Genomic DNA, 13,403 nt, shown 5'->3' on the forward strand with positions numbered 1-13,403 from the left:
CAATTCTCTGAGCCTGTTAAAATGCCGGCCCATTTCGTGACCGACTCCTGAATTTACCTATGTCCCGACTCAATCCCCGGCAGCAAGAGGCCGTGAACTACGTCGGCGGCCCTCTTTTGGTGCTCGCCGGTGCAGGCTCCGGCAAGACCAGCGTGATCACCCGCAAGATTGCCCACCTGATCCAGAACTGCGGCATCCGCGCCCAGTACATCGTCGCCATGACCTTCACCAACAAGGCCGCGCGCGAGATGAAGGAACGGGTCGGGACCCTGCTGCGCGCCGGCGAGGGCCGTGGCCTGACGGTCAGCACCTTCCACAATCTGGGCCTGAACATCATCCGCAAGGAACACGTGCGTCTGGGCTACAAGCCGGGCTTCTCGATCTTCGACGAGACCGACGTCAAGGCCCTGATGACCGACATCATGCAGAAGGAATACTCGGGCGACGACGGCGTCGACGAGATCAAGAACATGATCGGCGCCTGGAAGAACGACCTGATCCTGCCCGCCCAGGCCCTGGAAAACGCGCGCAACCCCAAGGAGCAGACCGCCGCCATTGTCTACACCCACTATCAGCGCACGCTCAAGGCGTTCAACGCGGTGGACTTCGACGACCTGATCCTGCTGCCGGTGAAGCTGTTCGAGGAACACGCCGACATTCTGGAAAAGTGGCAGAACAAGGTGCGCTACCTGCTGGTGGACGAATACCAGGACACCAACGCCAGCCAGTACCTGCTGGTGAAAATGCTCATCGGCACGCGCAACCAGTTCACGGTGGTGGGCGACGACGACCAGTCGATCTACGCCTGGCGCGGCGCGCGTCCGGAAAACCTGATGCTGCTCAAGGAAGACTACCCGTCCTTGAAAGTGGTGATGCTGGAGCAGAACTACCGCTCCACCAGCCGCATCCTGCGCTGCGCCAACGTCCTGATCTCGAACAACCCCCACGAATTCGAAAAGCAGCTGTGGAGTGAAATGGGCCACGGCGACGAGATCCGCGTGATTCGCTGCCGCAACGAAGACGCCGAAGCCGAGCGCGTGGCCATGGAAATCCTCAGCCTGCACCTGCGCACAGACCGCCCTTACAGCGATTTCGCGATCCTTTATCGCGGTAACTATCAGGCCAAGCTGATCGAGCTGAAGTTGCAGCACCACCAGGTACCGTATCGCCTGTCCGGCGGCAACAGCTTCTTCGGACGCCAGGAAGTGAAGGACCTGATGGCTTACTTCCGCCTGATCGTGAACCCGGACGATGACAATGCCTTTCTGCGGGTAATCAACGTGCCGCGCCGGGAAATCGGCTCGACCACCCTGGAAAAGCTGGGTAACTACGCCACCGAACGCAAAATCTCGATGTACGCCGCCACCGACGAAATCGGTCTGGGCGAGCATCTGGACAGCCGCTTCACCGATCGCCTGTCGCGCTTCAAGCGCTTCATGGACAAGGTCCGCGAGCAGTGCGCCGGCGAAGACCCGATCTCCGCCCTGCGCAGCATGGTCATGGACATCGACTACGAGAACTGGCTGCGCACCAACAGCTCCAGCGACAAGGCCGCGGACTACCGGATGAGCAACGTCTGGTTCCTGATCGAAGCCCTGAAAAACACCCTGGAAAAAGACGAAGACGGCGAAATGACCGTCGAAGACGCCATTGGCAAGCTCGTTTTGCGCGACATGCTGGAACGCCAGCAGGAAGAGGAAGACGGTGCCGAAGGCGTGCAGATGATGACCTTGCATGCGTCCAAGGGCCTGGAATTCCCCTACGTGTTCATCATGGGCATGGAAGAGGAAATCCTCCCGCACCGCTCCAGCATCGAAGCCGACACCATCGAAGAAGAGCGTCGCCTGGCCTACGTGGGCATTACCCGCGCGCGCCAGACCCTGGCGTTCACCTTCGCCGCCAAGCGCAAGCAGTACGGCGAGATCATCGACTGCGCACCGAGCCGCTTCCTCGATGAACTTCCACCGGACGATCTGGCTTGGGAAGGCAACGACGACACTCCGACCGAAGTCAAAGCCGTTCGCGGCAATAACGCATTGGCAGATATACGCGCGATGTTAAAGCGCTAGAATTGACCACTTTTACATAGACCTTCGGCGCCACAAGCGCCATTAGAGGACAGCTTCATGGAAGCCCTGCACAAGAAAATCCGCGAAGAAGGCATCGTGCTTTCCGACCAGGTCCTGAAAGTCGACGCCTTTCTGAACCATCAGATCGACCCGGCCCTGATGAAGCAGATCGGTGACGAATTCGCCGCGCTGTTCAAGGATTCGGGCATCACCAAGATCGTCACCATCGAAGCCTCGGGCATCGCGCCGGCGATCATGACCGGCCTGAACCTCGGCGTACCGGTGATTTTCGCCCGCAAGCACCAGTCCCTGACCCTGACCGAAAACCTGCTGTCGGCGACCGTGTACTCGTTCACCAAGCAGACCGAAAGCACCGTGGCGATCTCCCCACGCCACCTGACCAGCAGCGACCGCGTGCTGATCATCGACGACTTCCTGGCCAACGGTAAGGCGTCCCAGGCGCTGATCTCGATCATCAAGCAGGCCGGCGCCACCGTGGCGGGCCTGGGCATCGTGATCGAGAAGTCGTTCCAGGGCGGCCGTGCAGAGCTGGATTCGCAGGGTTACCGCGTTGAGTCGCTGGCGCGCGTGAAGTCGCTGGCCGGTGGTGTTGTGACCTTCATCGAGTAACGCCATACCGCAACTCCACTGTAGGAGCGAGCCTGCTCGCGATTGCGGTGTACCAGTCGACATCTTCTTTGACTGATACACCGCAATCGCGAGCAGGCTCGCTCCTACAGTTGTTTTTGGGTTGCCCGTTATTGCGCGGTGGCCTTCAGGCCAGTGAGCAACAACCGCTGAAACAGCTCTTCTTTCAGGCCTTCCGGATCAGTCAGCTGCATCCGCTCCAGATGCTCGGGAAACGCCTCCGCCTGCGGCGCATCCAGCGCAGCCTTGCCCAACTCCACTATCTCGCTCAGCTTGAACTTGCTCTTCAACCAGTTCAGCGCCCGCAACAGATCCCGCTCCACCTCCGTGAAATCACACCCCAACGGATACTCCGGAAACAGGTGCCCATGTCGCGCTTGAATCCCCTGCAAACGCTGCGGGTGGTTGTCGGTGAAACGCGGATCGAGACGGAAATCCTTCGGTAGCTTGCCAACCTTCTGCGCCTGTTCGATCAGCCCGGATTGAAAACGTGAGTCCGTGATGTTCAGCAGCGCTTCGATCACCGCCGCATCGGTCTTGCCGCGCAAATCGGCGATGCCGTATTCGGTGACGACGATGTCCCGCAGGTGCCGCGGGATCGTGCAGTGGCCGTATTCCCAGACGATGTTGGAGCTGACCTCGCCACCCGACTCGCGCCAACTGCGCAGCAGCAACACCGAGCGCGCCCCTTCCAGAGCGTGGCCCTGCGCCACGAAATTGTATTGCCCACCGACGCCGCTGAGCACACGCCCGTCTTCAAGCTGATCCGCCACGCCGGCGCCGAGCAGGGTCACGGTGAACGCGGTGTTGATGAACCGCGCATCCAGGCGCTGCAGGCGCTTGAGTTCTTCCTGGCCGAAGAGTTCGTTGATGTAGCTGATGCGGGTCATGTTGAATTCGCGCCGCTTGCTGTGTGGCAAGTCGCGCAAGCGTTCGTAGAAACTGCGCGGCCCGAGGAAGAAACCGCCGTGCACCGAGATGCCATCGGCCTGCGCCGTTTCATCCAGGGTGCCGGCGTTCGCCTGTTGTTGCGTCGGCACATCCGGGTAGACCTTGCGTCGCACAATGCCGGCATCGGCCAACACCAGCAGGCCGTTGACGAACATCTCGCTACAGCCGTACAGGCCCCGGGCGAAGGGTTCGAGGCCGCCTTCGCGTTCGATCAATTGCACCCATGGGCTCAGGTTTACCTCCGCCAACAGCGACTTGTAGCGGTCGCTATCGGCCTGACGGGCAAGCAACGCCGCCGTCAGCGCATCGCCCATGGAGCCGATACCGATCTGCAGGGTGCCGCCATCGCGTACCAGGGTGCTGGCGTGCAAACCGATGAAATGGTCCTGGAAACCCACCGGCATGTTCGGCGTGGAAAACAGCGTGGTGCTGTCCTTCTCGTCGACCAGCAGGTCTAAGGTATCGATGCCCACCTCGGCATCGCCGGGCATGTAGGGCAAGTCGTTGTGCACCTGCCCGACCATGAGGATCGTCTCCCCGACAGCCCGGCGTTTGGCGATCATCGGCAGCAGGTCGAGAGTGATATCCGGGTTGCAGCTCAGGCTCAGGCGATCGGGGTGATCGGTATGGCTGGCGACCAATTGCGCCACCAGATTCAACCCGGCGGCGTTGATGTCCCGCGCGGCGTGGCTGTAGTTGCTGCTGACGTAGTCCTGCTGAGCCGGGGCACTGTTGAGCAGGCTGCCGGGCTGCATGAAAAACTGCTGGATACGAATGTTGCCCGGCAACTGGTCGCGGTGCAGGTCGGCGAGGTAATCCAGCTCCGGGTAATCACCGAAGATCCGCTCGAGGAAAGGTTCAAGAAAGCGCTTCTGCAAGCCGTCGCCCAAGGCCGGGCGCCCCAGGGACAGCGCGGTATAGATCGTCAGTTGCCGCTGTGGCAGCTGCGCGATGCGCCGATACAGCGCATTCACGAAAGGGTTGGGTTTGCCCAGGCCCAGGGGCAGGCCCATGTGGATATGCGCCGGCAACCGCGCCAGCACCTCGTCGACCGCTTGCTCGATAGAACACAGCTGCACCATCCGAACCTCCCTTACATTCCATGATCTGGGGTTGGACCGAGCTTGCCGGGTCTTTGCTGCAATGAACAGCCTGTTGAAACCAATCGACCACCCCGGCGCCCTGTAGGAGCGAGCCTGCTCGCGATGAACGACCAGGCACCGCGGGTGATCAGATAGCCCGCGTCATCGTTGACGACCATCGCGAGCAGGCTCGCTCCTATAGGGGAAAAACGACAGGCACAAAAAAGCCGCTCGAAAGCGGCTTTTTGGCAGAAGGGTCGGCTTACTTCAGGCCGGACATCTTCTGGATAGCGCCTTTGAGCTCGGCATCGGAGCAGTCGGCGCAGGTGCCTTTAGGCGGCATCGAATTGATACCGGTAATGGCCTTGGCCAGGATGCCGTCGAGGCCGCCCTGGTGATCGGCACGTTCTTTCCAGGCCGCGGCATCACCGATTTTCGGTGCACCCAGCAGGCCGGAACCGTGGCAAGCGTTGCAGTGCTTGGCAATCACTTCATCCGGGGTTTTCGCAGCACCGCCACTGGCGGCTGCCGCCACTTCCATCCCCTTGCATTCCTTGCCCTGTACACAAACCTGGCCGACTGGCTCGAGGCGCTTGGCAATGTCGTCATTCGTCGCAGCTTGAGCGCTGACAGCCCAGAGGGCCAATACGGTTGCTGGTGCGGCCAGCATTTTCATAATTAGGTTCACGCGTTCACCCTCAATGGTGGCTAGTCACGCCTGCGGCCACGGTTCGCAGGCGGGCGCAAGTATAGCGGTTAGCCCGCGACACTGAAACAACCCCAAAATCAAAGGGGTCTTGTTGCGCAACGGTAAAACGGCTCGGGGCCTCGGCCATGCTGGCAGGGCGCCTCTTTTCTTAAAAATTCGCGGGTGTAGCTGCGCTGATTAGTCGCGCCGGCGCATCGAACGGATTACGGAAACGATGCGGCTTGGTACTTTCAAAGTAGTAGCTATCGCCGGCTTCGAGCACAAAAGTTTCAAGCCCGACCACCAACTCAAGCCGACCCTCCACCAGAATGCCGGTCTCTTCGCCTTCGTGGGTCAGCATCTCGTCACCGGTGTCGGCGCCTGGCGGGTAGATTTCATTGAGGAATGCGATGGCCCGGCTCGGGTGCGCCCGGCCGACCAGTTTCATGGTCACGGCACCATCGGAAATGTCGATCAGCTCGTTGGCCTTGTAGACGATCTGGGTCGGCTTTTCCTGGAGGATCTCTTCGGAAAAGAACTCGACCATGGACATGGGGATCCCGCCCAACACTTTGCGCAGCGAACTGATCGAGGGGCTGACGCTGTTCTTTTCGATCATCGAAATGGTGCTGTTGGTCACGCCCGCGCGTTTGGCGAGTTCACGCTGGGAAAGCCCTTTGAGCTTTCGGATCGATTGCAGTCGTTCACCGACGTCCAAAGCTTGCGCCTCCAGGAATCAGGGTTGTTGAAATATTGATCGTTATCATGGCGACAGCGTTCAGTATTTACAACACCTCGACCTGAATCCTGTTCAGTCAGGCGACTTCCGGCTTGCACCCGCCGGTGTCAGTCCCCGGAATAGAGCATTGGCACGCGGCGCAAGTTGCAGAAGATCTGATAAGGAATCGTGCCGGCCGCGATGGCCACGTCGCTGGCGAGAATGTTTTTGCCCCACAACTCGACGGTCGAACCCAGGCCGGCCTGTGGAATGTCGGTCAGGTCGACGCAGAGCATGTCCATCGACACCCGGCCAATCAACTGGCTGCGCTGCCCAGCCACCAGCACAGGCGTACCGGTTGGTGCCAGGCGAGGATAGCCATCGGCGTAACCCATGGCCACCACACCGACGCGCATCGGTTTTGGCGTGATGAAGCGAGCGCCGTAACCAATCGGCTCGCCGGCCGGCAGTTCACGCACGCTGATCACTTTCGATTCGAGGGTCATCACCGGCTGCAGGCGCGCAGCCACGGCGTTGGCTTCTTCGAACGGGGTGGCGCCGTAGAGCATGATGCCCGGGCGTACCCAGTCGCTTGGAACCTGCGGCCAACCCAGCACTGCCGGCGAGTTGCGCAGGCTGACTTCGGCCGACAGCCCCTGACGTGCCACTTCAAACACTGCGACCTGCTCGGAGCTGGCCTGACAGTTCAGTTCATCGGCACGGGCGAAGTGGCTCATCAGCACGATCTTCGCCACCTTGCCGCTTGCCAGCAGACGCTGATAAGCGGCCTGGTAATCCTTCGGATGCAAGCCCACCCGATGCATGCCCGAATCGAGCTTGAGCCAGACCACGATCGGTTTGCTCAATGCTGCCTTCTCAATGGCTTCGAGCTGCCACAGCGAATGCACCACGCACCAGAAATCATGCTCGACGATCAGCGACAGCTCGTCGGCTTCAAAGAAGCCTTCCAGCAACAACACCGGAGCACGAATCCCGGCGGCGCGCAGCTCCAGGGCTTCCTCGATACAGGCCACGGCAAACCCGTCCGCCTCGGCTTCGAGCGCTTGGGCGCAACGCACCGCGCCATGACCATAGGCATCGGCCTTGATCACCGCGAGGGCGCGGGCACCCGTGACTTCACGGGCGATCTGGTAGTTGTGACGCAGGGCTTGAAGGTCGATCAGGGCACGGGCAGGACGCATGGCGGCAGACTTCTGGTCGGTCGTTGGGAAGAAAAACCGGCACTGGCTGGCGGCGATGAACCGCCAACAGTGCCGGGAGAGGGATCTATCTGACTGGCTTGAAGCAAAGCGGTCACACTCGACCGCTTGTGCAATTACTGGTGAGCCGGGGCCGGGCTGACGTGCTTGGCAGACTCCGGACGCTGGTTGCCGTAGCGGGAAATATCCAGGCCTTCGGCGCTGATCTGCGGCTTTTTCTTCGCCATCAGGTCTGCCAGCAGGCGACCGGAACCGCAAGCCATGGTCCAGCCGAGCGTACCGTGACCGGTGTTCAGGAACAGGTTCTTGAACGGGGTAGCACCGACGATTGGCGTGCCATCCGGCGTGGTTGGACGCAGGCCGGTCCAGAAGCTGGCTTCGGCCAGATTGCCGCCCTGAGGATAAAGATCATTGACGATCATCTCCAGGGTTTCACGGCGACGCGGGTTCAGCGACAGGTCAAAACCGGCGATCTCCGCCATGCCGCCGACGCGGATGCGGTTGTCAAAACGGGTGATCGCGACCTTGTAGGTTTCGTCGAGAATGGTCGAGGTCGGGGCCATGGCCGGGTTGGTGATCGGCACGGTCATGGAGTAACCCTTGAGCGGGTACACCGGCGCCTTGATGCCCAGCGGCTTGAGCAGTTGCGGCGAGTAGCTGCCGAGCGCCAGCACGTAGCGGTCGGCGGTTTCCAGCTTGCCATCGATCCACACGCCATTGATGCGGTCGCCGGCGAAGTCGAGGCGCTGAATGTCCTGGCCGAAACGGAATTGCACGCCCAGCTTCGCGGCCATTTCCGCCAGCTTGGTGGTGAACATCTGGCAGTCGCCGGTCTGGTCGTTCGGCAGGCGCAGGGCGCCAGAGAGAATATTGGTGACGCTGGCCAGCGCCGGCTCAACGCGGGCAATGCCTTCGCGGTCGAGCAGTTCGAACGGTACGCCGGACTCTTTCAGCACGGCGATGTCTTTCGCGGCGCCGTCGAGCTGGGCCTGGGTACGGAACAGTTGGGTGGTGCCCAGGCTGCGGCCTTCGTAGGCGATACCGGTTTCGGCGCGCAGTTCGTCGAGGCAGTCACGGCTGTACTCGGACAGACGGACCATGCGCTCCTTGTTCACCGCATAGCGGCTGGCAGTACAGTTGCGCAGCATCTGCGCCATCCACAGGTACTGGTCGATGTCGCCAGTGGCCTTGATCGCCAGCGGTGCGTGGCGCTGCAGCAGCCACTTGATGGCCTTGAGCGGCACGCCTGGCGCGGCCCATGGCGAGGCATAACCCGGGGATACCTGGCCGGCGTTGGCGAAACTGGTCTCCATGGCAGCAGCCGGCTGCCGGTCGACGACCACCACTTCAAACCCGGCACGAGCCAGGTAATAGGCACTGGTGACACCGATGACGCCGCTACCCAAGACCATAACGCGCATTTTCATATCCTCATCGCGGCCAGCCGCTGACGTGTGTAATACAGAGCTTTAGATGCGCGCAGTTTAAAAAAGATTCAGCAGTGATTTTCACTATATAAGCGCCTATATTTGGCGACAATTCTCGGCAAAAACCCTTTTCACGGAGGCGCATCCCCTATGCGTACCAACACGCAAACCAAACGGGAACTGGACAAGATCGATCGCAGCATCCTGCGGATCCTGCAAGCGGACGGGCGTATTTCCTTTACCGAGCTTGGGGAGAAGGTCGGCCTGTCGACCACACCCTGCACTGAGCGGGTCCGGCGTCTGGAGCGCGAGGGGATCATCATGGGCTACAACGCGCGGCTCAATCCGCAGCACCTCAAGGGCAGTCTGCTGGTGTTCGTCGAGATCAGCCTGGACTACAAGTCCGGCGATACTTTCGAGGAGTTCCGACGCGCGGTGCTGAAATTGCCCCATGTGCTGGAGTGCCACCTGGTGTCAGGGGATTTTGACTATCTGGTGAAGGCGCGGATTTCCGAGATGGCCTCGTACCGCAAGCTGCTGGGGGACATTCTGCTTAAGCTGCCCCATGTGCGGGAATCCAAGAGCTATATCGTGATGGAAGAGGTGAAGGAGAGTCTGAGCTTGCCAATTCCGGATTGAGCATTTGTGATGCCTGTTCGGCCGCCTTCGCGAGCAGGCTCGCTCCCACAGTTGATCTTCAGTGGCAACAAATTCAGTGCACGACACGATTCCATTGTGGGAGCGAGCCTGCTCGCGAATGCAGGCGACTCGGTCACCTTTAAACCAACACTTGCCTTTTCGAGGCCATGTACTCAAACACCTGCTTCTCGACCCTTGGATGAATCAAGTCCACCGGCCGCCGCCCGTTGGGGCACGGCAAGGTCTGGGTGGTACCAAACAACCGGCAGATCAACGGTCGCTCTTCATAAACAGTGCAGCCATTAGGCCCCAGGTGCACGCAATTGAGTTCGTCCATCGCCGCGTCCTGCTCAGCCCGGGTCTTGCGCGGCAGGCGCGACATTTCTTCGGGCGAGGTGGTCACCGGCCCACAGCAGTCATGACAGCCGGGCACGCACTCAAATGGGGGGATCTGCTGGCGCAGTGTGCGAATTTTCTGGCTGTTGCAGCTCATCGTAGTGCGGACCAATAACGGGACAGGCCGTGATTCTGCGGCAAAAGCCGCGATCCAGACAGCAGCAACCGACCAATGTTGCCCGTGCGCAAAGGTCCGGCTTATGCTCCGTCAAGTTTTCTAAACACAAGAATCAGGATGACGCCCATGAATGCCGGTGCCCAGCACGCTGCCTCCTACTACGCCGCCAGTAGCCTGCCGCAGCCGGATTACCCGGCGCTCAAGGGCGATGTAGTGGCCGACGTATGCGTGGTCGGCGGCGGGTTTTCGGGGCTGAACACGGCGCTGGAACTGGCGGAACGCGGGCTCAGCGTGGTGCTGCTCGAGGCGCGGAAAATCGGCTGGGGCGCCAGCGGTCGCAACGGTGGGCAGTTGATTCGCGGGGTTGGCCACGGCCTCGATCAGTTCGCCAACGTCATCGGCACCGAAGGTGTGCGCCAGATGAAACTCATGGGCCTGGAAGCGGTGGAAATCGTCCGGCGGCGCATCGATCGCTTTCAGATTCCCTGCGACCTGACCTGGGGTTATTGCGACCTGGCCAACAAACCCCGCGACCTCGAAGGCTTCGCCGAAGACGCCGAAGAACTGCGCAGCCTGGGCTACCGCTACGAAACCCGGCTGCTGCAGCCCAGCGAGATGCGCACCGTGGTGGGTTCCAATCGCTATGTGGGCGGCCTGATCGACATGGGTTCCGGGCATTTGCACCCGCTGAACCTGGCCTTGGGCGAAGCAGCCGCCGCACAGCAATTGGGCGTGAAGTTGTTTGAACAATCGGCGGTCACCCGCATCGATTACGGTCCCGAGATCCGGGTACACGCCGCTCAAGGTACGGTCCGTGCCAAAACGCTGGTGCTGGGCTGCAACGCCTACCTCAATGAGCTCAACCCGGAACTGAGCGGCAAAGTGCTGCCCGCCGGCAGTTACATCATCGCCACCGAACCCCTGAGCGAAGAACTGGCGCACTCGCTGCTGCCACAGAACATGGCGGTCTGCGATCAACGGGTGGCGCTGGATTATTACCGACTCTCGGCCGACCGCCGCTTGCTGTTCGGCGGTGCTTGCCACTACTCGGGTCGCGACCCGAAAGACATCGCCGCCTACATGCGCCCGAAGATGCTGGAGGTTTTCCCGCAGCTGGGCGATGTGCGGATCGATTACCAATGGGGCGGCATGATCGGCATCGGCGCCAACCGCCTGCCGCAGATCGGCCGGCTCAAGGACCAGCCGAACGTGTATTACGCCCAGGCTTATTCCGGTCACGGAGTGAATGCCACGCACCTGGCGGGCCAGTTGCTGGCCGAGGCCATCAGCGGGCAGCACAGCGGTGGGTTCGATCTGTTTGCCAAGGTGCCGCACATCACCTTTCCAGGCGGCAAGCTTTTGCGTTCGCCGCTGCTGGCGCTGGGGATGTTGTGGCATCGGTTTAAAGAGTTGGTCTGAAGATATTGGGGCGTTTTGGCAGACGCCATCGCGAGCAAGCTCGCTCCCACAATTGGTCTCCTGTGGGAGCGAGCCTGCTCGCGAATGGTTCTAATGATCACCTCTGCACTCAAATCCTCCAAAACGGCTTGAGCCCCTCCTCCCGCGCCTGCTCACGGGTCAGCCCGATATCCTTGAGCTGCTCCGGCGTCAGCGTCAGCAACGCCTTGCGCGTGTGCAGGCGTTGCCAGAACAGGTCCCAGCGACTCAGGCCGGACCGCGCGTTGCGCATCGGCGCATGGCGTGCGTTGTCCTTTTGCCCGATCTCCAGTTCCTGACTGCGTAACGTCAGCCGCACATCGCTCAAACCGTTCATCTTGAATGCTCCTGTTTACTTGGGTAGCCAGAGGTTTCATGATGCGCGGACGGCAAAAAGCATTACAGATCCAACTAAACTGTATTATTTCCATACAGATTTGCCGATTCTGACTCTGAATCCTGATTTTCTACCCCATCTGTACTGGTTAGCCGAACCACCTCAATCGAGACTGCGCCATGACCCTCTACGTCAACCTCGCCGAATTGCTCGGCACGCGTATCGAACAGGGCTTCTATCGCCCCGGTGACCGGCTGCCGTCCGTGCGGGCATTGAGCGTGGAGCATGGGGTCAGCCTGAGCACGGTGCAGCAGGCCTATCGCATGCTGGAAGACAGCGGGCTGGCCACGCCAAAACCCAAGTCGGGCTATTTCGTGCCGGTCGGTCGTGAGCTGCCGGAATTGCCGGCGGTGGGTCGTCCGGCCCAGCGGCCAGTCGATATCTCGCAATGGGATCAGGTGCTGGAACTGATCCGCGCAGTGCCGCGCAAGGATGTGGTGCAACTGGGCCGAGGCATGCCCGACATCACCACGCCGACCCTCAAGCCGCTATTGCGCGGGCTGGCGCAACTGAGCCGACGGCAGGACATGCCCGGTCTGTATTACGACAACATCCACGGGCACCTCGAACTGCGCGAACAGATCGCCCGGCTGATGCTCGATTCCGGCTGCCAGCTGGGCCCCGGCGACCTGGTGGTGACCACCGGTTGCCACGAAGCGTTGTCCACCAGCATCCGCGCGATCTGCGAGCCGGGTGACATCGTGGCCGTGGACTCCCCCAGTTTTCATGGCGCCATGCAGACCCTCAAGGGTCTTGGCATGAAGGCCCTGGAAATCCCCACCGACCCGCTCACCGGGATCAGCCTGGATGCCCTGGAACTGGCATTGGAACAGTGGCCGATCAAGGCCATACAGTTGACCCCCAACTGCAACAATCCGCTGGGCTACATCATGCCGGAGTCGCGCAAACGCGCGCTCTTGACGCTCGCCCAGCGTTTCGACGTGGCCATCATCGAAGACGATGTGTATGGCGAACTGTCCTACACCTACCCGCGCCCACGCACGATCAAATCCTTCGACGAGGATGGTCGCGTCCTGCTCTGCAGTTCTTTTTCCAAGACCCTCGCCCCCGGCCTGCGCATTGGTTGGGTCGCCCCCGGTCGCTATCTGGAACGGGTGCTGCACATGAAGTACATCAGCACCGGCTCCACCGCGCCGCAGCCGCAGATTGCCATCGCCGAATTCATCAAAGGCGGACACTTCGAACCGCATTTACGGCGGATGCGCACGCAATACCAGCGCAATCGCGACATGATGATCGATTGGGTCACGCGCTACTTCCCCGCCGGCACCCGCGCCAGCCGTCCGCAAGGCAGTTTCATGCTCTGGGTCGAGCTGCCCGAAGGCTTCGACACCCTGAAACTGAATCGTGACCTGCACGATCAGGGCGTACAGATTGCCGTCGGCAGCATCTTTTCCGCCTCGGGCAAATACCGCAATTGCCTGCGCATGAACTACGCTGCCAAACCAACGGCTCAAATTGAAGAAGCCGTACGCAAGGTCGGCGCTGCCGCCATCAGACTGCTGGCAGAGACCGACGGGCTGACCGACTGACCTTTCTGCAAGGACCCGCGTCCATATGCCAACATCCGCCGCCAATCGGAACGATCCTAC

At 60.9% G+C, this 13,403-nt stretch carries 12 protein-coding genes; 5 read left to right on the forward strand and 7 right to left on the reverse strand.

The annotated features are described in order from the left end of the window. Positions 1-59: 59 nt before the first annotated feature. Both rep and DKY63_RS19110 read left to right on the forward strand, forming a co-directional pair. Complete coding sequence (gene rep / locus DKY63_RS19105; RefSeq protein WP_110965509.1) at positions 60-2,069, forward strand: DNA helicase Rep; 2,010 nt, start codon at positions 60-62, stop codon at positions 2,067-2,069. 57 nt (positions 2,070-2,126) lie between these two features. Continuing rightward, positions 2,127-2,699: a xanthine phosphoribosyltransferase gene (locus tag DKY63_RS19110; protein ID WP_110965510.1), complete on the forward strand. Its 573-nt coding sequence runs from the start codon at positions 2,127-2,129 to the stop codon at positions 2,697-2,699. Between the two features lie 128 nt (positions 2,700-2,827). On the opposite strand, the gene DKY63_RS19115 is transcribed toward DKY63_RS19110, so the two are convergent. From DKY63_RS19115 to dadA, 5 genes are all read right to left on the reverse strand, one after another. Next, the gene (locus tag DKY63_RS19115; protein ID WP_110965511.1) at positions 2,828-4,750 is read right to left on the reverse strand and encodes an acetyl-CoA hydrolase/transferase C-terminal domain-containing protein; all 1,923 of its coding nucleotides are present in this window, start codon (positions 4,748-4,750) and stop codon (positions 2,828-2,830) included. 262 nt (positions 4,751-5,012) lie between these two features. After that, entirely contained in the window at positions 5,013-5,426 is a 414-nt protein-coding gene (locus tag DKY63_RS19120; RefSeq protein ID WP_110965512.1) for a c-type cytochrome, read from the reverse strand. A gap of 181 nt (positions 5,427-5,607) precedes the next feature. After that, a complete protein-coding gene (locus DKY63_RS19125; protein ID WP_007947433.1) occupies positions 5,608-6,156 on the reverse strand; it encodes a cupin domain-containing protein in 549 nt (182 codons plus the stop codon). A gap of 128 nt (positions 6,157-6,284) precedes the next feature. Then, positions 6,285-7,358 carry an alanine racemase gene (gene alr, locus DKY63_RS19130; protein WP_110965513.1) on the reverse strand — a complete coding sequence of 358 codons (1,074 nt, stop codon included), beginning with the start codon at positions 7,356-7,358 and terminating at the stop codon, positions 6,285-6,287. 134 nt (positions 7,359-7,492) lie between these two features. Beyond that, a complete protein-coding gene (gene dadA, locus DKY63_RS19135) occupies positions 7,493-8,797 on the reverse strand; it encodes a D-amino acid dehydrogenase (RefSeq protein ID WP_110965514.1) in 1,305 nt (434 codons plus the stop codon). 156 nt (positions 8,798-8,953) lie between these two features. Here dadA and DKY63_RS19140 point away from each other — a divergent pair, with 156 nt between their 5' ends. Further along, the gene (locus tag DKY63_RS19140) at positions 8,954-9,442 is read left to right on the forward strand and encodes an Lrp/AsnC ligand binding domain-containing protein (protein ID WP_095194410.1); all 489 of its coding nucleotides are present in this window, start codon (positions 8,954-8,956) and stop codon (positions 9,440-9,442) included. A gap of 139 nt (positions 9,443-9,581) precedes the next feature. Here the strand turns inward: DKY63_RS19140 and DKY63_RS19145 are convergent, their stop codons facing one another. Next, entirely contained in the window at positions 9,582-9,935 is a 354-nt protein-coding gene (locus DKY63_RS19145) for a YkgJ family cysteine cluster protein (RefSeq protein ID WP_110965515.1), read from the reverse strand. Between the two features lie 147 nt (positions 9,936-10,082). On the opposite strand from DKY63_RS19145, the gene DKY63_RS19150 reads away from it, so the two are divergent. After that, positions 10,083-11,375, forward strand: coding sequence for an NAD(P)/FAD-dependent oxidoreductase (locus DKY63_RS19150; RefSeq protein WP_110965516.1), 1,293 nt, complete (start codon positions 10,083-10,085; stop codon positions 11,373-11,375). Between the two features lie 109 nt (positions 11,376-11,484). Here the strand turns inward: DKY63_RS19150 and DKY63_RS19155 are convergent, their stop codons facing one another. After that, on the reverse strand, positions 11,485-11,730 hold the full coding sequence (locus DKY63_RS19155) for a DUF1127 domain-containing protein (protein WP_110965517.1): 246 nt from the start codon (positions 11,728-11,730) through the stop codon (positions 11,485-11,487). Between the two features lie 179 nt (positions 11,731-11,909). Between DKY63_RS19155 and DKY63_RS19160 the strand changes: the two genes are divergently transcribed. Beyond that, entirely contained in the window at positions 11,910-13,343 is a 1,434-nt protein-coding gene (locus DKY63_RS19160) for a PLP-dependent aminotransferase family protein (protein ID WP_110965518.1), read from the forward strand. The last annotated feature ends 60 nt before the right edge of the window (positions 13,344-13,403 follow it).

The sequence above is a fragment of the Pseudomonas putida genome, assembly GCF_003228315.1.
GTDB lineage: Bacteria > Pseudomonadota > Gammaproteobacteria > Pseudomonadales > Pseudomonadaceae > Aquipseudomonas > Aquipseudomonas putida_S.